Below are 19,499 nucleotides of genomic sequence, written 5' to 3'. Positions count from 1 at the left end.
CAAGACGGCTGACGTCGCCTGGCGTGGCGCAGATGATTCGCGCGGGCGGGTCGGATTCGGGCGGGCGCCGGGCTATATCGAAGGCAGAGCCATGTCCCTCCCTCCCAATTTCCTCGACGAGCTGCGCGTCCGCACGCCCATGGCGAGCCTCGTCGGCCGGCGCGTGCGGCTGTCCAAGTCCGGCCGCAACTGGAAGGGCCTCTGCCCCTTCCACAACGAGAAGTCGCCCTCCTTCTACGTCTACGAGGACAGTTTCCACTGCTTCGGCTGCGGCGCGCATGGCGATGCCTTCGCCTTTGTGATGCGCGCCGAGGGCGGCGGCTTCATGGACGCCGTCGAGCGGCTGGCCGGCGAGGCCGGGCTCGATGTCCCCAAGCCCACCCCCGAGGCCGCCGCCCGCGACCGGCGCGCGCGCGACCTCCATGGGGTGCTCCAGGCGGCCGAGGCCGCCTATGCCCGCCGGCTGCGCATGCCCGAGGGCGCCGAGGCGCTGGCCTATCTCCGCGGCCGCGGCCTGACCGAGGAGACCATCGCGAAATTCGGCCTCGGCTGGTCCGGCGCGGGGCGCGGCGCCCTGGGCGCCGAGTTGCGCGAGGAGGGCATCCAGCCACAGCAGCTCCTGGAAGCCGGCCTGCTGCAGGAGCGCGAGGAGGGCCGCACGGTCGATCTCTTCTTCAACCGGGTCATGTTCCCCATTCGCGACCGGCGCGGGCGCAGCGTCAGCTTCGGCGGCCGCATCCTTGGCGACGGTCAGCCGAAATACGTGAACGGGCCGGAGACGGCCCTCTTCTCCAAGCGGCGCAACCTTTATGGACTGGACCTGGCGCGCGAGGGCGTCTTCCGCGGCGCCAAGCTGATCGTTTCCGAAGGCTATATGGACGTGATCGCCCTGCACCAGGCGGGCTTCACGGGCGCGGTCGCCCCGCTGGGCACCGCGCTGACCGAGGATCAGATGAAGGCCCTGTGGCAGGTGAGCCCCGAGCCGGTCCTCTGCTTCGACGGCGATGCCGCCGGCACCCGCGCCGCCGCCCGCGCGGCGGAGCTGGCCCTCCCCATGATCTCGCCCGAGCAGACCCTGCGCTTCGTGACGCTGCCCGTCGGCGAGGACCCGGACACGCTGATCCGCAAGGGCGGCCCGCGCGCCTTCCAATCCGCGCTCGACGCCGCCCAGCCGCTCTCCGAGGCGCTGTTCGGGCTGATCGTCGGCGGCAAGGTGCCCGCGACGCCCGAGGGCCGGGCGGCCTTGCGCAACCGTCTCTCCGCCGCGGCCCAGACCATTCCCGACAAGGCGCTGGCCGCCGAATTCCGCCGTTCCCTGCTCGATCGTTTCTTCGGCCTCACCAAGCGTCCGGGGATGCGGGCCACCCCGCGCCACCCCCGCCCGGTCCCCGACCAGGGCGTCGTGCGGGCCGAAAGGGCGCGGATCGTGCTGGCCATTTGCCTTCATCACCCGGAGCTTCTGCACGATGTGGAGGAGTCCCTCTCCCTGATCGATCTGCCGGAAGGGCCGCTCCAACAGGTGAGGAATGCGCTATTGGCCTGGGTTCCGGAGGGTTCACGCCTTGACTCCAAGGAGTTGATCGCCCACCTCGCCAGCAGCGGGGCCGCATCAGCCAGCCAATGGGTCTTGAAGGCGCCTGACCTGCCCCACGAGGCAGGGGCAGGGGGCCAACCCAAGGAGGCGCTCGATGCGTTCTGGCAGTTCTTTGGTTTCCTGCGGGGCGAGGCGGATCTGGCCGAGGATGCTCGGGCGGCACAAGCGGCTTATGCTGCGGCGTTGGATGACGTCGCGGCCCAGACCCGTTTGATCCGCCTGACCGAGGCCCTGAGTGCGCTTCGGCGTGGCGAGGCTGAGGCCGAGCCAGACGAGATGTTTTAGTATAGCGTGGGGGGTTCTCCCCAAGAGTAAGACTTTAGTGGCGATGGAGCAGCGGATGGCGAGCAAGACGGCGAATGGCGGCGAGACGGCCGAGGCCCGCGAGGAAGCGGTCGAGGGCGTGCTGCTCGACATCACCTCCGCTGCCGTCAAGAAGCTCATCGCCCGGGGCAAGGAGCGCGGCTACGTCACCTATGACGAAGTCAACGCCGCCATGCCCCAGGAGACGGTGAGCTCGGAATTCATCGAGGACACGCTGTCCTCCCTCTCGGAAGCCGGCATCAACGTCGTCGAGGCCGAGGAGGGCGAGGAGAGCGAGACCAAGACCCCCAAGGCCGAGGGCGAGGGGAGCGAGGAGAAGGAAGAGGAAGAGTCGGGCGGCAACGTCGACGAGGAAAGCCTCGGCCGCACCGACGACCCCGTCCGCATGTACCTGCGCGAGATGGGCAGCGTCGAGCTGCTCTCCCGCGAGGGCGAGATCGCGATCGCCAAGCGCATCGAGGCCGGCCGCGACATGATGATCGGCGGTCTCTGCGAGAGCCCGCTCACCTTCAAGGCCATCGTCGCCTGGCATGACGCGGTCCGCGAGGGGCGCATGCTCCTGCGCGACGTGATCGACCTCGAGGCCACGAACAACGCCGACAATCCCGACGGCACGCCGCCGGAGCCCGAGGAGTTCGAGGAAGGCGAGGAGGGCGAGAACGTCGGCCTGTCGCTCTCGGCCCTGGAAGAGAAGCTGAAGCCGGAGGTTCTCGCGAACTTCGAGGCCATTCAGACCGTCCTCACCAAGCTGACCAAGCTCTCCTCGAAGCGGATGGACCTCTACACCTCCGGCGAGGAGCTGATCGGCCGCTCGGAGAAGACCTACGAGAAGTCCCGCTCCGAGCTGGTTCTGCTCGTCGAGAAGGTGCATCTCCACAACAACCGCATCGAGGAGCTGGTCGAGCAGCTCAAGCTGCTGAACCGCAAGCTGAACACGCTTGACGGCCAGGTGCTTCGCATGGCGCTGGGCCAGAAGGTCCGCCGCGAGGACTTCCTGGAGCATTGGATCGGCTCCGAGCTCGATCCGGGCTTCATCGACCGCGTGTCCAAGCTGAAGGGCAAGGCCTGGCCGGCCTTCGTGCTCAAGGCCCGCGACGACCTGGAACTGGTGCGCGTCGAGATCGGCGCCATCGCCGCCGCGACGGGCCTGCCGGTCGCCGAGTTCCGCCGAGTCTACAAGACGGTCTCCGCCGGCGAGCGGGACATGAACCAGGCGAAGAAGGAGATGATCGAGGCGAACCTTCGCCTCGTGATCTCCATCGCCAAGAAGTACACGAACCGCGGCCTGCAGTTCCTGGATCTCATCCAGGAGGGCAATATCGGCCTGATGAAGGCCGTGGATAAGTTCGAGTACCGCCGCGGCTACAAGTTCTCGACCTATGCGACCTGGTGGATCCGGCAGGCGATCACCCGCTCGATCGCCGACCAGGCGCGGACCATCCGCATCCCGGTCCACATGATCGAGACGATCAACAAGCTGGTCCGCACCTCGCGCCAGATGCTGCACGAAATTGGCCGCGAGCCGCAGCCCGAGGAACTCGCCGAGAAGCTTGGCATGCCGCTGGAGAAGGTCCGCAAGGTCCTGAAGATCGCCAAGGAGCCGATCTCCCTCGAAACGCCCATCGGCGACGAGGAAGACAGCCACCTCGGCGACTTCATCGAGGACAAGGCGGCGATCATCCCGCTCGATGCCGCGATCCAGTCCAATCTGCGCGAGGCGACGACCCGCGTGCTCGGCTCGCTCACGCCGCGTGAGGAGCGCGTGCTTCGCATGCGCTTCGGCATCGGCATGAACACCGACCACACGCTGGAAGAGGTCGGCCAGCAGTTCAACGTGACGCGCGAGCGCATCCGCCAGATCGAGGCCAAGGCGCTGCGCAAGCTCAAGCACCCCAGCCGCTCCCGCAAGCTCCGCAGCTTCCTGGAAACATGATCCGTCTCGTCGAGCCCACCACCCGGATCGCGGTGGACGTCACTTTCCTGCGCATGGACGAGGCCCCCACCCGGCGGGCCCCGGCCTTGCCGCCGGGCCATGTGGTGGAGCGGCTCTTCCCTCGCTGCAACGTGGCGCATTACCGGCAGCTCTATGCGGCGGTCGGCCATGAATATGTCTGGTGGTTGCGCCGGACGATCAGCGACGGCGAGCTCGATTCCATCCTGCGGGACCGCGCGATCAGCATCAGCGTGCTGCGCGACGCGGAGGGGGAGCTGGGCTTCTACGAGTTGGACCGCCGCAGCTGGCCGGTGATCAACCTCGCCTATTTCGGGCTGATGGGGCGGGGGATCGGTCAGGGCGTCGGCATGGCCTTCCTGCACCATGCCATCGACACGGCCTGGTCTGAGGGCTGCTCGGCTCTGACGGTGAACACCTGCACGGCGGACCATCCGCGCGCCTTGCCCAATTATATCAAGGCCGGTTTCGAGAAGATCCGCACGGTGCGCGAGGAATGGCCGGTGCCCAACCGGCTGGGGCTGCCGATCCCGGAGCGTCTCAGGATCCAGCGGGCTTAAGCTCGGCTGCGAGCGTCAGCTCATCAGCCATCCGAGCAAGACGATTCCACCGATCAACAGGCCGACCGCACGGGCCACCACCCAGAATTCGCCTTCGATCGAGCCCTCTTCGGGTTTGCTCGAACGGATGATGCGCGTCCGCCGCGTGCTGGGGATCATCGCCGGTGAGGCGGGGCGGGGCTGAGGCATGACGGTCGAAACTCCGAGAAGGGGGAGAAGCCCTTCATTCGCTGATCAGACGACGGCCCGACCAACGATGACAACCTAAGTAGATTACCATAGGTTGCATGTCTAGGAAGATTTCTCCTTTAACGTGCGTTCCTTCGCATGGTTTTCAGCCCCCCGCACGAGCGATGGTCATCATCACGTAGCTGACGATGGCGATCCCTCCCAGAATGAGCAGCAGGGCCCGCACCACCATCCAGCCTTCCCCCCGTCCCTCGGACCTTGCGGTGGTCAGGATCCCAAGGTCTTGCGGGTCGTGGTCCTGGGCGGTGCGACAGGCATTTCCGTCGAGCATTCTGCCCTCCCATGGCTCGGCGCCAGCCGGCGCGTCTGAGGGGACAACCCCGGGGCGGAGGGAAGGTTGTCGGGAGGGGCGTGCTTTGCAGTATTCGCGCAGGAATTCCCATGCGCCCGGCAGGACTTGAACCCGCAACCAAGCCGTTATGAGCGGCCCGCTCTAACCAGTTGAGCTACGGGCGCAAAGGGATTGTCGCTTTTGGGGCGATCCAGGCGCCGCGGCAAGACGCCGCGCCTGGATCGCCCCGAAAATCAGCCCGCCTTCTTGGCGCGCTCGATGGCCTGAAGGATCAGCTCCTTGGCCTCGTCGGCCCCGCCCCAGCCGAGGACCTTGACCCACTTGCCGGGCTCGAGATCCTTGTAGTGCTCGAAGAAGTGGCGGATCTGGTCGAGGGTGATCTGCGGCAGGTCCGTGATCGTGTGCACGTCCACATAGCGCTTGGTCAGCTTGGGCGAGGGGACCGCGATGATCTTCTCGTCGCCGCCGCCGTCATCCTCCATCTTCAGCACGCCCACGGGACGCACGTTGATGACCGCGCCGGGCGCGATGGGGCGGGTATTGGCCACCAGCACGTCGATCGGGTCGCCGTCATCGCTCAGCGTGTGCGGCACGAAGCCGTAATTGCCGGGGTAGCGCATGGGCGTGTGCAGGAAGCGGTCGACGAAGAGGGCGCCGGCCTCCTTGTTCATTTCGTACTTGATGGGCTCGCCGCCGATCCCGACTTCGATGATGACATTCAGGTCTTCCGGCGGATTCTTGCCGATGGGGATGGCGTCGAGATTCATCTGAGGCTCCGGGTGGGCGGATTACGAACTGGCGCAGGACAAACCACAAAAACGTTCCGTGTGCGAGGGCAGCAGCGGGTTGCCGCGCTTGTTGCGCCGCGTCGCGGGCACGGCCTAACCTCGAAGGAATCGCCGCGATAAGGCGGCGGACTTACAGGAAAAGGGAAAGTCTAGGTGATCACAGTCACGTTATTGCTTGTGATCCTGCTGGGGGCGACGTCGCTCGCCTATGGCTGGATCACGACCAAGGAAATCATGGCCAAGCCGGCCGGCAATGCCCGCATGCAGGAGATTGCCCAGGCCATCCAGGAGGGCGCGTCCGCCTATCTGAAGCGCCAGTACATGACCATCGGCGCGGTGGGCGCGGTCCTCTTCATTCTCGTCTATGTCTTCCTGGGCGGGACGGTCGCGGTGGGCTTCCTCATCGGCGCGGTGCTGTCGGGCCTGGCGGGCTTCATCGGCATGAACGTCTCGGTCCGGGCCAATGTCCGCACCGCCGAGGCCAGCACCCATGGCCTGGCCGCGGGGCTGGACCTCGCCTTCAAGTCGGGCGCCATCACGGGCATGCTGGTCGCCGGCCTCGCGCTGCTGGGTGTGGCCATCTATTTCTTCGTGCTGGTCGTGATCAGCGGCCATGCGGTGAATGACCGCGTCGTGATCGACAGCCTCGTGGCGCTGGGCTTCGGCGCCTCCCTCATCTCGATCTTCGCCCGCCTCGGCGGCGGTATCTTCACCAAGGGCGCCGATGTCGGCGGCGACATGGTCGGCAAGGTCGAGGCCGGAATTCCCGAGGACGACCCCCGCAACCCCGCCACCATCGCCGACAACGTGGGCGACAATGTCGGCGATTGCGCCGGCATGGCGGCCGACCTCTTCGAGACCTATGCCGTCACCGCCGTCGCCACCATGGTCCTGGCCGCGATCAGCTTCACCGAGGCGGGCCGCGTTAATGCGATGCTCTTCCCCCTGGCGATCGGCGCCGTCTGCGTCCTGACCTCCATCGTCGGCACCTATTTCGTGAAGCTGCCGGCCAGCCAGTCGATCATGGGCGCGATGTATCGCGGGCTGATCGTTACGGGCGTTCTGAGCCTCGTGGCACTTCTGCCACTGTCCTATATCTTCTTTGGCACAGGTGCGGTCTCGGCGGGGGGGCATACCTTCGGCGCCATCCACCTGTTCCTCTGCGGGGCGGTCGGACTCGGCGTGACGGCGGCGATCGTCATCATCACCGAATACTACACGGGCACCCAGTTCCGCCCGGTGCAGAGCATCGCGGAATCCTCGCAGACCGGCCACGGCACCAATGTGATCCGCGGCCTGGCCGTCAGCATGGAGAGCACGGCCATTCCCGCGCTCATCATCATCGCGGGCGTGATCTGCTCCTTCAGCCTCGCGGGCCTCTACGGCATCGCGATCGCGACGACGACCATGCTGGCCCTGGCCGGGATGATCGTGGCGCTCGATGCCTTCGGTCCGGTGACGGACAATGCGGGCGGCATCGCGGAAATGGCGGGCCTGCCGCCGGAAACCCGCGTCATCACCGACGCGCTGGACGCCGTGGGCAACACGACCAAGGCGGTGACCAAGGGCTATGCGATCGGCTCGGCGGGCCTCGGTGCGCTGGTGCTCTTCGCGGCCTATACGCAGGACCTGAACCACTTCATCGCCAATCCGACGCTCTATCCGTACTTCGCGGGCATCGGGGTCGTCGATTTCTCCCTGGCCAATCCCTATGTCGTGGTCGGGCTGCTCTTCGGCGGGCTGCTGCCCTATCTCTTCGGCGGCATGGCCATGACGGCGGTGGGCCGCGCGGCCCAGGCCGTGGTGGAGGAGGTCCGGCGCCAGTTCCGCGAGAAGCCGGGCATCATGCAGGGCACCGACAAGCCCGATTACGGGCGCGCGGTGGACATGCTGACCAAGGCGGCGATCAAGGAGATGATCATCCCCTCGCTGCTGCCGGTGCTCAGCCCGATCGTCTGGTACTTCCTGATCTATGCCATCGCCGGCAAGGCCTCGGCCTTCGCGGCGCTGGGGGCGATGCTGCTGGGCGTGATCGTGAACGGCTTCTTCGTGGCCGTCTCGATGACGACGGGCGGCGGCGCCTGGGACAACGCCAAGAAGTACATCGAGGAGGGCCATTACGGCGGCAAGGGCAGCGACGCCCACAAGGCCGCCGTGACCGGCGACACGGTGGGCGACCCCTACAAGGACACGGCGGGCCCCGCCGTGAACCCGATGATCAAGATCACCAACATCGTCGCGCTGCTGCTGCTGGCCATCCTGGCGCATTGATCCAGGCTGGATCGGGCCGGCCGGGGCAACCCGGCCGGCCTTTTTCATGATCCGCCGCCGCATACGAAAAAGGGGCCGCCGGTTTCCCGGCGGCCCCCTTCGTTTCGGCTTGCGCGATCAGCGCAGGACGATTTCCACGCGACGGTTCTGCGGCTCGCGCACGCCCATCGCCGTCGGGACCAGCGGACGATCGAAGCCGAAGCCCTGGACCGAGATCTGGTCGCGGGCAACGCCGTGACGAACCAGCTCGCCGGCCACCGCCTCGCCGCGACGCACGGACAGGCGCTGGTTGTAGACGGCCGTACCGGTGCGGTCGGCGTGGCCGGCCACCTCGATGCGGGTCGAGCCCACCGTGCGCGCGTTCTGGGCGGCATCGGTGATGATCTGGCGGGCACGATCCGTCAGGTCCGCGCGATCCCAGTCGAAGAAGACCAGGTAGGTGCGGGCCGGAGCGGGCTGTCCGACGGCGGCGACGGGCGCCGGCGGCGGCGGGGGCGCAGGCTGGTTGAAGGCGTAGCGGAGACCCACGAGGACCGAGTGGTTCTCGTTGGCGCTGCGCAGCTGGCCACCGGCCACGCCGACGTTGTTCCTGTTCACCGCGCGGGTGTTCATGTCGCTCATATCGGTCGCGAAGTAGCGATACTCGGCCGTCACCGCGAGGCCGGGAACGGCCGCGATCGGGAAGGCCGCGCCACCGATGGCCTGGTAGGCGAAGCCGCCTTCAATGCCGCTCGACAGGATCGGGCCGCGCGGGCTGTTGCTGCTCAGGCCGTCCCACTGGCGCCAGGCGTAACCCACGCCACCACCAATATAGGGGACAACCCAGGGAGCGCCGGGGATGCGGAAGTCATAGAGGACGTTGGCCATCGCGCCGTAGGTGCGCTGGATGCCGCCCGCACGGTTGCCCAGGCCCGCGCCGTTGAAGCCGCTGACCTTGTCGATGTCGTTCTGCCGGAAGTTGCCTTCCACCTCGACGCGCAGGCCGTTGCCGAAGCCCCAGCCGGCGGAGATGACGCCGGTATAGCCGGGCTCGAAGATCGCACGGCCGCGGCCGCCGATACCGTTGTTGCGCAGGCCCTGAGCCAGGGTGGCGTCACTGCGGAGCGCGCTGTTCTCGATCAGATTCACGCCGGCGCCGGCACCGATATACACGCCGCTGACGGTCTGCTGCGGGGCGAGGCGGAACTGGTCCACGAAGCTCTGCGCCTGGGCGAAGGCGGGCAGGGCCATCAGGGAGGCGCCGGCCAGTAGGGAAGTCTTGAAGGGTGACATGTTATTCTCTCCGGAAACGCGGGTGGTCGAGCGTCTCAACCTCCATATAGGGTCACAGTTTCCGGGTTTCCGGAAACTCGCATGCGACGTGATATTTCTGTCACGCCATCGTCGTAAGGTTGGCGGCGAAGTTCATCCTTGCCGTGGAGGGGCGCCAGCCGGTAGCAGGTGGCCGATGCGCGCCTTTCTCGCCCTCATCACCCTTCTTCTTCTGTCGGCCGGCCCCGCCCTCGCCCTGGAGTCCGCGCCGGTCCGTTCCCCTCGCGCGACGGTGACCCTGGTTTCGGAGGCGGCGGCCATCGCGCCGGGCCAGCCCTTCCGGCTTGCCCTGCGCCAGAAGATGGCCCCTGGCTGGCACACCTATTGGCGCAACCCCGGAGATGCCGGCCAGCCGCCGGAGCTGAGGCTGGAGCTGCCGGAGGGCTGGACGGCCGGCGAGCTGCAATTCCCCGCGCCGCACCGCATCCCCTTCGGACCGCTGGTGAATTTCGGATATGAGGACGAGGCCATCTTCCTCATGGAGGTCCGCCCGCCCGCGAACCTGGTCCCCGGCCAGACCCAGCGCATCGAGGCCAGCGCCGACTGGCTGATCTGCGAGCGGGTCTGCATCCCCGAGGAGGGGCGCTTCACCCTCGACATCCCGGTGGAGGCGAACGCGCGCCCCTCCGCGCCGCTTCTCTTCGCCGCCGCCGAGGCCGCCCTGCCGCGCGCCGCCGCCTTCACCGCCCGTATCGGCTTCGAGGGCATGCGGGGCGCGATCAGCCTCGAAGGGCCGGGTCTTTCGCCCGGCGCGCTGCGCGAGGCCTTCTTCTTCCCGCTGGAGCAGATGGTCGTCGAGAACGCCACGCCCCAGCCGCTGACCGCGCGCGAGGGCGGCTTCACCCTGGGCCTGACCCGTGCCTCCGGCCCCATGCCCGCGACCGCCGAGGGCGTCGTCGCCATCACCGACGCCGCCGGGGTGCGCGGCGCCTATTGGGTGAGCGCCGTCCCCGGCCCGATGCCGGGCACGGGGGCCGCCTTGGCACTTTGGCAGGCCTTGGTCTTCGCCGCGCTGGGCGGGCTGATCCTCAACCTCATGCCCTGCGTCTTCCCGATCCTGGCGATGAAGGCCATCGCGGTGGCCCGGCTCGCCGGCGCGGAGCGGAGCGTCGTTCGCGCCCATGCGGCGGCCTATACGGCGGGCGTCGTCCTGTCCTTCCTGGCGATCGGCGGGGCGATGCTGGGGTTGCGCGCGGCGGGCTCCCTGGCGGGCTGGGGCTTCCAGTTCACCTCACCCTTCTTCGTGGCGGGCATGGCCTGGCTGATGCTGGCGGTGGGGCTGAACCTTTCGGGCGTCTATGCGATCGGCGGGCCGGTCGGCGTCGGCTCGGGGCTGGCGGCCAAAGGCGGCCGGGCGGGGAGCTTCTTCGCCGGGGTGCTGGCGGTGCTGGTGGCCACGCCCTGCACGGCCCCCTTCATGGCGGCGGCGATCGGCGCGGCGCTGGCCATGCCGCCCCTGGAGACACTGGCGATCTTCGGGGCGATGGGCCTGGGCCTCGCGCTGCCCTATGCGCTGCTCGGCGTCTTTCCCAGCTTCGCGCGAGTCCTGCCGCGGCCGGGCGCCTGGATGGACCGGCTGAAGCAGTTTCTCGCTTTCCCGATGTACCTGGCGGCTGCCTGGCTGGTCTGGGTCGTCGCCCAGCAGGCGGGGCCGGACGGCACCCTGCTCGTCCTGGTCGGCGGCGTGTTGCTGGGCATGGCGGCCTGGGCGCTCGGCCTCGCGCAGCAAGGTTCCGCCCGGCGGTGGTTCATCGGCGGCGCGGCGCTGTCGCTGATCGCCGCGCTGGCCCTCCTGCCCCTGCTCAAATCCGGCACGGCGGGTGGCGCCGCCGCCTCGGCCCAGCTCGGCGAGCCCTGGAGCGCCCCCCGTCTCGACGCGCTGCGCGAGGAGGGCAGGCCCGTCTTCGTGAACCTGACCGCGGCCTGGTGTATCTCCTGCAAGGTGAATGAGCGTGTGGCGCTGGACACCGCCGCCGTGCGGGCCGCCTTCGCCGCCGGGGATGTGACCGTGCTCACCGGCGACTGGACCAATGGCGACCCGGCCATCACCGCCCTGCTCCGCGCCCAGGGCCGCGACGGGGTTCCGCTCTATCTGCTCTATCCAGCGGGCGGCGGCGCGCCGGCGATCCTGCCGCAGATCCTCACCGAGGGCATCATGCTGCGGGCCATCGCCGCGGCGACCTCGCGCGTCTAGCGGCGGCCCTCGCGGGCAGGTTTTCCTTTCCCGGAGTGGCGGGCCGCTTCGAGGGAGAGTGGCCGCTAAGTTCCTGTCACGGAAGGGCCTCCTGAATCACATTGCGGAGGCCCCGATCGGCACGATATGGATTGCTTCCCCTTCATCGAGGCGTAATACGATGGCCAAGCTGACCCGACGCGGCGCCCTGCTGGCCGCCGCCACCCTGCCCATGATGCCGGGCCTTGCCTCGACCACGCCTGCGATCGGCGCGCCGGCGCCCGACTTCGCCTTGCCGGACCAGGACGGCACGCTTCGCCGCCTTTCGGATTTCAGGGGGCGGGTGGTGGTGCTGGAATTCACCAATCACGACTGCCCCTATGTGCGGAAGCACTACAACAGCGGCAATATGCAGGGCCTTCAGCGCGAAGCGGCGTCCCGCAACATCGCCTGGCTCTCCGTCGCGGCCTCGCCGGTCGGCGAGCAGGGGCATGTCACGGGCCCGGAGGCCAAGGCGCTCACCGCCAGCCGCAATGCCGCTCCTCTGGCCGTGCTTCTCGATCATCGCAGCCAGGCCGCGCGCGCCTATGCCGCGACGACGACGCCGGGGATGTATGTGATCGATGCCGAGGGGCAACTGCGCTACATGGGCGCGATCGACAGCATCCGCTCGACCCGCGTCGAGGATGTGGCCCGTGCGGAGCCTTACCTGCGCGATGCCACGATCGCGGTCCGCGATGGCCGCCAGATCGCGCGCGCGGTGACGCCGCCCTATGGCTGCGCGATCAAGTATTCGGACGCCTGAGGCCGATCGCAAAAGCGCCCTCGGGCTGAAAATCGTCAGGCGCAGGTCGGCCGAGAAGAGCGCGCGGCAGGAATGGCGGGCGCGTCTGTGTTGCGCTGCGGCGGCGCTGTGGCCACATGACGCTTGGCCCATGCTTTCCCGCTTGGCCCTCAGGCGGTAGAAGCGCCGCAACCTTTCAGCTCCGAGGCTCCGCGCGCCATGCCCGCATACCAATACGTCTATGTCATGAAGGACCTCACCAAGTCCTATCCGGGTGGCCGCGAGGTCTTCAAGGGCATCACCCTGTCCTTCCTGCCCGACGTGAAGATCGGCGTGCTGGGCCCCAACGGCGCCGGCAAGTCCACCCTCATGAAGATCATGGCCGGCCTGGACCGGGACTATGGCGGCGAGGCCTGGGTCGCCGAGGGCGCGCGCGTCGGCTACCTGGCGCAGGAGCCGCAGCTCGACCCCACCAAGAACGTCGGCGAGAACGTCCGCGCGGCCTTCGCGACGCTGGAAGCGCAGCTGAAGCGCTTCAACGAGATCTCCGAGCGTTTCATGGAGGAGATGACCGAGGACGAGATGAACTCGCTCCTCGCCGAGCAGGGCGAACTGCAGGAGGCCATCGACGCCGCCGACGGCTGGGAGCTGGACCGCCGCGTGGACATCGCGCTGGACGCGCTGCGCTGCCCACCGGCGGAATCCTCGGTGGAGAACCTCTCGGGCGGCGAGCGGCGCCGCGTGGCGCTGTGCCGTCTGCTGCTGGAAAAGCCCGAGCTTCTGCTGCTCGATGAGCCGACCAACCACCTGGATGCCGAGAGCGTCTCCTGGCTCGAGCACACGCTGCGCGACTATCCGGGCGCCGTGCTGATCGTCACCCACGACCGCTACTTCCTCGACAACGTGACCAACTGGATCCTCGAGGTCGATCGCGGCCGCGGCTTCCCCTACCAGGGCAACTACTCCGCCTATCTGGAGCAGAAGCGTAAGCGCCTGGAGCAGGAGAATCGCGAGGACACCGCCCGCATCCGCACCCTGGCCGCCGAGCAGGAGTGGATCGGGCGCAGCCCCTCCGCCCGCCAAGCCAAGAGCAAGGCGCGTATCTCGCGCTACGAGGAGCTGCTGGAGGCGAGCCAGGATCGTGGCCTGGGCGAGGTCGAGATCCTCATCTCCCCGCCGCCGCGCCTGGGCAATATCGTCATCGAGGCCGAGGGGCTGCGCAAGGCCTATGGCAACCGCCTGCTGATCGACGACCTGACCTTCAAGCTGCCGCCGGGCGGCATCGTCGGCGTCATCGGGCCGAACGGCGCGGGCAAGACCACGCTGTTCCGCATGATCACCGGCAATGAGGAGCCGGATGCCGGCACGCTCAAGGTCGGCGATTCGGTTCGGCTGGGTTACGTCGATCAGTCGCGCGACAGCCTGGATGACACCAAGTCCGTCTGGCAGGAAATCTCCGGCGGCGACGACATGATCAACATCGGCAAGCGCAGCATCGCCTCGCGGGCCTATACCGCCGCCTTCAACTTCAAGGGCGGCGACCAGCAGAAGCGCGTGGGCGTGCTCTCGGGCGGTGAGCGCAATCGCGTGCATCTCGCGAAGATGCTGGCGGTTCCGCACAATGTCCTGCTGCTCGACGAACCGACCAACGACCTCGACGTCGACACGCTGCGCGCGCTTGAAGAGGCGCTGATGGAATTCGCCGGCTGCGTCGTGGTCATCAGCCATGATCGCTGGTTCCTCGACCGTCTCGCGACCCACATCCTCGCCTTCGAGGGCGACAGCCATGTCGAGTGGTTCGAGGGCAACTTCCAGGCCTACGAGGCCGACAAGAAGCGACGACTCGGCGCCAACGCGGACCAGCCCCATCGGATCAAGTACCGGCCCCTCGTTCGGTAACGCGGAGATGCCATTATGCATCGCAGTCTGCTGAGTTCGCCGCGGATCATCACGACCGCGCGGCTGTCCCTTCTGCCGCCAGGCCTGGAACAACTGCCGGATCTGATCCGCCTCAAGACCGACGAGACGGTGTTCGGCTATATGCTGCACGGCGCGCGTTCCATGGAGCGCGTGCGCGAGGAGCTCGAGGACGACATCGCCTTCTGGCAGGTGCGCGGCTATGGCACCTGGAGCGTCTTCCTGCGCGAAACCGGGGACTTCCTCGGGATCGCCGGGCTGATGGAACGCCCCGACGGGCGGGGCATCGCGGTGCGCTTCGCGCTCTGGCCGGCCTGCCGCGGCAAGGGCTATGCGCGGGAGGCGGCCAAGGCCGGGGTGGAATTCGGCCATGCGGCAGGGCTGCCGCGCATCATCGGCGTGGCGCGGGAGAGCAACCACCCCTCGCGCGCGGTGCTGATGGATATCGGCATGCGCGAGTGCGACGAGTTCGAGAATCGCGGCCATCGCATGCTGGTCTTCGAGAGCCTCGCTCCGGGCTGATTCAGCGCGCGAGGGCGATGGGCGCGGGCGCTTCCAAGGGCGGGGGCGCCGGTTGCGCCTCGGGCAGGCTCATGCCCCGTCGCTGAGCGTCGAATTCGGCGAGCAGCACCATGGTGTTGGTCCGCAGACGCCGCACGATGAAACCCCAATGTGCGGCATCCTCCATCCGGAAGGCGGCCAGCCCATCGAGATCCGCGTGGAGCCTGCGCATCGCGACCGTCGCCGGGCTGGCGGAGGCGTAGCCTTGCAGGCGCAGCCGTAGCCGCAGTGCCTGGGCGCGGAACAGCAAAGGCGGCCCTTCGCGCCGGAGCAGCGAAATCACCCGCGCGACGGTGTCGCAGGTGCCGGCCAGAAGCTCCGTCGGCCGTTCGCCTGGGGTGGCCAGCTGCTCGAAACGCAGGAGCACGCTGTCCAGGGCCTCCAGGCTCGCGACCATCGCCTGGAGCGCCTGGCATGTCCGCAGGACCAGGCCGAGAAGACGCGCCGCATCGGATTGCGCCATGTTGCTGGTGGCGGTTTGCAGCTCGGTGGAATGGGGCATGGGATCTTCCCGCTGTCGCCCGGCAGGCTGGATCGCCTCCTCAGGTGCCGCCCTTTTGCGGCCCCCTCTGAATGCGGTGGAATCTCTTAACGAAGCGTGAGCAAGGTCAGAAAATGGTCGCCAGCTCCGGGAGACGAGTGGGCTGGCTCGCGGCATCGAGGGCCTGGGCGCCGCAGGCGATCAGGTATTGGGCGAGCGCATCCATTTCGGCGGCGGGGCGCGTTGGGTCGTGGAAGGGATCATCCTCCGCGCTGCCCCCCGGCACCCAGATCACCGTCTCGTAGCGCGCCCGGGTGAGCAGGACTCGATAGGTGTTGCGGATGAACTCGATCTCTTCCGCGGCCTTCACCGTCTGCCAGCCCCGCCCGGCGAAGCTGCGGCAGCGCCAGTTCGCGCCCGCCCGGATCAGATCGCCGCCCCAGGCCAGGCCCACCGCATCCAGTTCGAGGCCCTGGCAGGCATATTCCGTCGCGCAGACCTCGAGCGCGTCGGAGGCCCGGATGTCGGGCCAGCGCTCCAGGAACCACGCCACGGGTTCCTCCGTTCCCATGAGCTGCGCGTCGAAACCCTCCGCCCGCAGCCGCCGCGCGCCGGAGGAGCGCACGAAGCCGGCGCGCCGCAGCCCCGGCGTCATGTCGCGCAAGGCGACCCGGGCGGCGTCGAGCGAGCGCGTCACGACATAGGGCACGCCGCCGGCCTCGGCGGAGATGCGCGCGGCCGCGGCGGCATCGCCCCGCAGCACCGCATCGACCCAGGATGCGCCCGCCGTCGTGCGGACGCTGCGGATGGGCACGGTGAGGTCCAGGGAATCGTCGAGGGTCAGCCAGGGCGCGGCCTCGTCGCTCAGGCGCTGAGCCGGCTCCGGGGCCTGCAAGCTGCGCGACGCCGCCACCGCCCGCCAGCCCGGCGTGGCCGCGATCACGCGGCCCCATTCGGCGAGTCCCGCCTCGCCCGTGTTGATTTCCTGGCCATTGCCGATGAGCGCGACGATGGCGGCGAAGCCCTCGTGGCGGCTCATGATGGCCAGGGCATGGGCGGGCTCGCTCATCGTCAGCACGCTCTTGCGGCGCTGCGTGTCGCGGCTGGCCTGCGCCGCGTTCCAGGCGCGCTGCGCTTCGTCGAAGACGATGATGCGTTCGGCCGGCGGGATCCGCGATCCCGCGTTGTCGGCCAGAAAGCGGTGCACGTTCTGCAGTGCCTGCGAGGTCTCGTGGCGTGCCTGGCGCAGCTTGCCGGAGCGCATGCGGCGTTCGGGGTCGTTGCTCGGGCCGAGGGCGAGGCTGATGCCCGCGCGGTCGCAGGCCAGGGCCTCCCGCAGGACGGCCACCAGGGGCGCATTGCCGGTGAGGAAGGCCGTTCCGTCCCGCCGCTCCTCGCCGAAGACGATGTTCAGGCCGCACAGGGTCTTGCCCGCCCCCGGCACGCCGGTCACGAAGATGACGACACGCTCCTGCCGTGACCGGGCGAGATCGAGCGCGCGCAGGATGGCGTCGGTGGTGACGCCCAGATTGGCGGTGTCGGCGCGAGCTTCGGCGATCTCGGCCACGCTGTTGCGCGAGAAGAGGCGCGCGGCCGCTTCGACGATCGTGGGCACGGGCTTATAGGCCGCCTCCAGCCATCTGCGGCCGATGAGCGGGCGCGCCGGCAGCGGCAGGGCCGCGTGCAGTTCTTCCAGCCGTTGGGCGAGATTGGCGGCATTCGCCTGCACGACGGGCGCGACGCCAGCGATGGGCAGGCCGAACTGAACGGGCGCGGTGCGAGCGGCTTCCGTCAGCACCAGCACCGGCAGGATGGGATAAGCACGGCTCTCCGCGTGGAAATCCCAGAGGTCCTGGGCATAATCCTCGACCTGGGCGAGGGCGGCACGGCTCACGCTGCCTTCGCCCACCTTGAACTCCAGCACGAAGATCGCGCGCTCGGTCAGCAGCACGGCGTCGATGCGCCGCTCCAGCCGCAGCATGTCGTATTCGAGGGCGACGGTGGCGCCGCGCCAGACGGGCGCTGCCAGCACCTGTTGCAGCAATGCGACCTCGGCCTCCCAGGCACGCAGCTGCGCCGGCTCGCCGCTCAGGCGTCGCGACATCTGCTGGGCCGCGAGGTCGGCCGCGATGCCGGCCGGCGGGCGTTGCAGAAGTTCAGGGACGCTCAGCGCCAACCAGGCTCTCATCCCGTTCTCCGCGGCCAGGTGGCGAGCATGACACTCGCCATCATCAGCGCGAAGCCCGCGACATGAACGACGCCGAAGCTCTCACCCAGGAAGAGCACCGCCGTCACCGCCGCGCTGGCCGGCAGGAAGGCCGTGAAGACGCCCGCGATTCCGGCTGGGACGCGCTTCAACCCGTTATACCAGAGCAGCAGGCACAGCACGCTCGCCGTCAGCGCGTGGAAGAGCAGCAGCGCCAGCAGCGTCGGATCCGCCAGCGCCACGACGGCGCCCAGCCCTGGCGCCGCGAAGGGCAGCATCACGAGTGCCGAGAAGACCTGCATCCAGAGCGAGGCGGTGATCACCGGCACCGCACCCGCGATACGCTTGGCCAGCAGCACATAAATCGCCTCGCCGCCGACGCCGAGGAAGATCAGCAGGTTGCCCAGCGCCGAGCCGTGACCGCCGCCATCCAGCCGGGCCAGAGTGATCGCCGCCATGCCGAAGCCGGCCAGCGCCGCCGCGATCCACTGCCGCCCCGTCAGCTTCTCCCGCAACCAGAAGAAGCTGCCGATCGCCACCACTGCCGGCAGGGTGGCCAGCACCATTCCGCCCTCCAGCGCCGAGGTCAGCCGCAAGCCGGCCAGCAGCCCCGCATTGTAGACGGCGGTTCCGAACAAAGCCTGAAGCGCCAGGTTGCGCAGGATCGTGCCCGAGAGCCGCACCCGCCCCTCCAGTCCGCGCGCCAGCGGCCAGAGCACGGCCACCGCCAGCACGCAGCGCAGGAAGGCGATGAGCGCGATCGGCAACGCCCCCGCCAGGATCTTCGCCACGCCGACATTCGCGCCCACGAGGATCATCGCGAGCGCCAGCTGCGCATAGGCGAGGCGGATGGGAATGCGTCAGGCCTCGCCGTCGCGCTTATAGGGGGAGAGGGTCGCCAGCTCCGCCATGCGCTCCAGCATCGCCGGACGCTCGGCCTCCAGGAACTCCGCCACGGCGCGCGAAAGGCCGCGATGGGCGATGAGATGCGCCGAATAGGTCGGCGCGGGCAGGTAGCCGCGCTGGATCTTGTGCTCGCCCTGCGCCCCGGCCTCGACCCGGCCGACCTTGTGCGCGATCGCGAAATCGATGGCGCGCAGGTAGCACAGCTCGAAATGCAGATAGGGGACCTCCTCGCTGCAGCCCCAGTTGCGGCCGTAGAGCGCCTCGTCGCCCAGCAGGTTCAGCGCGCCCGCGACGGGCTCGCCGTCGCGCTCGGCCCACATCAGCACGACGCGGTCGCCGAGCTTCTCGGCCATCAGCGGGAAGAAGGATTTCGTGAGGTAGGCGCCGCCCCAGCGGCCGTCCACCGTGTTGCGGTAGAAGCGGTAGAAGGCCTTCCAATGCGCGGGGGTGATCTCCGCGCCGCGCAGGGTACGAAGCGTCAGGCCGGATTCCAGCACCGCGCGCCGCTCCTTCCGCAAGGCCTTGCGCTTGCGGCTGCTCAGAGCGCCGAGGAAGTCGTCGAAATCCGTGTAGCCCTGGTTGTGCCAATGGAACTGCAGGCCGAGTCGCTGGAGCCATCCGGCCTCGCCGAGGGCCAGCCATTCCTCCTCGGTGCAGAAGGTGATGTGGACCGAGGAGCACTCGATGGCCCGCATGGCCTGGGCGAGTCCCTGTGCCAGCGCCGCCACCGGAACGCCCGGGCGCCGTAGCAGCCGAGGTCCCGGCACTGGGCTGAAGGGCACGGCCACCTGGAGCTTGGGGTAATATCGTCCCCCGGCGCGCTCATAGGCCTCCGCCCAGCCATGATCGAAGACGTATTCGCCCTGGGAATGCGACTTTGCGTAGCAGGGCGCGCAGGCCACGAGCTGGCCGCCGGCATCGCGCAGTGCCGCATGCTGCGGCAGCCAGCCGGTCTGGGCCGACACGCTGCCGCTTTCCTCCAGCGCCGCGAGAAAGGCATGCGATACGAAGGGGTTATCCCCCGCGCAGGCATCCCAATCGGCCGCAGGGATCTCGGCGATGGATTTGTGCAGCGAGAGGGTGAGCTCGGGGAGGGAGTCCATCTCCCCGAATATGCACCCCTTCGCCGAA

At 68.5% G+C, this 19,499-nt stretch carries 16 protein-coding genes and 1 tRNA gene; 8 read left to right on the top strand and 9 right to left on the bottom strand.

From position 1 onward, the window contains the following. The first annotated feature begins 91 nt into the window (after positions 1 to 91). From dnaG to ACO057_RS10695, 3 genes are read left to right on the top strand one after another with little or no spacing between them, the layout of a single operon-like run. Positions 92 to 1,879 (top strand): DNA primase, encoded by a 1,788-nt coding sequence (dnaG, locus tag ACO057_RS10705; RefSeq protein ID WP_421991455.1) that lies wholly within the window; start codon positions 92 to 94, stop codon positions 1,877 to 1,879. Positions 1,880 to 1,934: 55 nt separating this feature from the next. After that, entirely contained in the window at positions 1,935 to 3,851 is a 1,917-nt protein-coding gene (gene rpoD / locus ACO057_RS10700) for an RNA polymerase sigma factor RpoD (RefSeq protein ID WP_421991453.1), read from the top strand. Beyond that, entirely contained in the window at positions 3,848 to 4,429 is a 582-nt protein-coding gene (locus tag ACO057_RS10695; RefSeq protein WP_421991451.1) for a GNAT family N-acetyltransferase, read from the top strand. Before rpoD ends, ACO057_RS10695 begins: the two co-directional genes overlap by 4 nt. A 15-nt stretch (positions 4,430 to 4,444) precedes the next feature. Here the strand turns inward: ACO057_RS10695 and ACO057_RS10690 are convergent, their stop codons facing one another. The 4 genes from ACO057_RS10690 to ppa form a co-directional block, all read right to left on the bottom strand. After that, complete coding sequence (locus ACO057_RS10690; RefSeq protein WP_421991449.1) at positions 4,445 to 4,588, bottom strand: hypothetical protein; 144 nt, start codon at positions 4,586 to 4,588, stop codon at positions 4,445 to 4,447. A 175-nt stretch (positions 4,589 to 4,763) separates the two neighbouring features. Continuing rightward, positions 4,764 to 4,949, bottom strand: coding sequence for a hypothetical protein (locus ACO057_RS10685; protein WP_421991447.1), 186 nt, complete (start codon positions 4,947 to 4,949; stop codon positions 4,764 to 4,766). 111 nt (positions 4,950 to 5,060) lie between these two features. Then, positions 5,061 to 5,134 (bottom strand) — tRNA-Ile (locus ACO057_RS10680). A gap of 69 nt (positions 5,135 to 5,203) precedes the next feature. After that, positions 5,204 to 5,737: an inorganic diphosphatase gene (gene ppa / locus ACO057_RS10675; protein WP_421991445.1), complete on the bottom strand. Its 534-nt coding sequence runs from the start codon at positions 5,735 to 5,737 to the stop codon at positions 5,204 to 5,206. Positions 5,738 to 5,911: 174 nt separating this feature from the next. Here ppa and ACO057_RS10670 point away from each other — a divergent pair, with 174 nt between their 5' ends. Continuing rightward, complete coding sequence (locus ACO057_RS10670) at positions 5,912 to 8,029, top strand: sodium-translocating pyrophosphatase (protein WP_421991443.1); 2,118 nt, start codon at positions 5,912 to 5,914, stop codon at positions 8,027 to 8,029. 117 nt (positions 8,030 to 8,146) lie between these two features. Here the strand turns inward: ACO057_RS10670 and ACO057_RS10665 are convergent, their stop codons facing one another. Continuing rightward, positions 8,147 to 9,301, bottom strand: coding sequence for an OmpA family protein (locus ACO057_RS10665; protein ID WP_421991441.1), 1,155 nt, complete (start codon positions 9,299 to 9,301; stop codon positions 8,147 to 8,149). 175 nt (positions 9,302 to 9,476) lie between these two features. Between ACO057_RS10665 and ACO057_RS10660 the strand changes: the two genes are divergently transcribed. The 4 genes from ACO057_RS10660 to ACO057_RS10645 all read left to right on the top strand — a co-directional run bounded on the left by ACO057_RS10660 (position 9,477) and on the right by ACO057_RS10645 (position 14,736). Continuing rightward, positions 9,477 to 11,534, top strand: a complete 2,058-nt coding sequence (locus tag ACO057_RS10660; protein WP_421991439.1) for a protein-disulfide reductase DsbD family protein — start codon at positions 9,477 to 9,479, stop codon at positions 11,532 to 11,534. 160 nt (positions 11,535 to 11,694) lie between these two features. Continuing rightward, on the top strand, positions 11,695 to 12,318 hold the full coding sequence (locus ACO057_RS10655; RefSeq protein ID WP_421991437.1) for a redoxin domain-containing protein: 624 nt from the start codon (positions 11,695 to 11,697) through the stop codon (positions 12,316 to 12,318). 198 nt (positions 12,319 to 12,516) lie between these two features. Next, positions 12,517 to 14,196 (top strand): energy-dependent translational throttle protein EttA, encoded by a 1,680-nt coding sequence (gene ettA, locus ACO057_RS10650; RefSeq protein WP_421991435.1) that lies wholly within the window; start codon positions 12,517 to 12,519, stop codon positions 14,194 to 14,196. 15 nt (positions 14,197 to 14,211) lie between these two features. Beyond that, the gene (locus ACO057_RS10645; RefSeq protein ID WP_421991433.1) at positions 14,212 to 14,736 is read left to right on the top strand and encodes a GNAT family N-acetyltransferase; all 525 of its coding nucleotides are present in this window, start codon (positions 14,212 to 14,214) and stop codon (positions 14,734 to 14,736) included. Between the two features lies 1 nt (position 14,737). On the opposite strand, the gene ACO057_RS10640 is transcribed toward ACO057_RS10645, so the two are convergent. The 4 genes from ACO057_RS10640 to ACO057_RS10625 all read right to left on the bottom strand — a co-directional run bounded on the left by ACO057_RS10640 (position 14,738) and on the right by ACO057_RS10625 (position 19,471). Then, the gene (locus ACO057_RS10640) at positions 14,738 to 15,277 is read right to left on the bottom strand and encodes a hypothetical protein (RefSeq protein WP_421991431.1); all 540 of its coding nucleotides are present in this window, start codon (positions 15,275 to 15,277) and stop codon (positions 14,738 to 14,740) included. Positions 15,278 to 15,383: 106 nt separating this feature from the next. Continuing rightward, the gene (locus tag ACO057_RS10635; protein ID WP_421991429.1) at positions 15,384 to 17,444 is read right to left on the bottom strand and encodes a DNA/RNA helicase domain-containing protein; all 2,061 of its coding nucleotides are present in this window, start codon (positions 17,442 to 17,444) and stop codon (positions 15,384 to 15,386) included. Next, the gene (locus ACO057_RS10630) at positions 17,441 to 18,280 is read right to left on the bottom strand and encodes a DMT family transporter (RefSeq protein WP_421991427.1); all 840 of its coding nucleotides are present in this window, start codon (positions 18,278 to 18,280) and stop codon (positions 17,441 to 17,443) included. Before ACO057_RS10630 ends, ACO057_RS10635 begins: the two co-directional genes overlap by 4 nt. 42 nt (positions 18,281 to 18,322) lie before the next feature. Next, the gene (locus ACO057_RS10625) at positions 18,323 to 19,471 is read right to left on the bottom strand and encodes a GNAT family N-acetyltransferase (RefSeq protein WP_421991425.1); all 1,149 of its coding nucleotides are present in this window, start codon (positions 19,469 to 19,471) and stop codon (positions 18,323 to 18,325) included. Positions 19,472 to 19,499: the final 28 nt, after the last annotated feature.

Source organism: Roseococcus sp. (assembly GCF_965227005.1).
Taxonomy (GTDB): Bacteria; Pseudomonadota; Alphaproteobacteria; order Acetobacterales; family Acetobacteraceae; genus Roseococcus.
The sequence above is the reverse complement of the archived record's forward strand: the minus strand, read 5'-3'. Positions and strand labels throughout refer to the sequence as shown.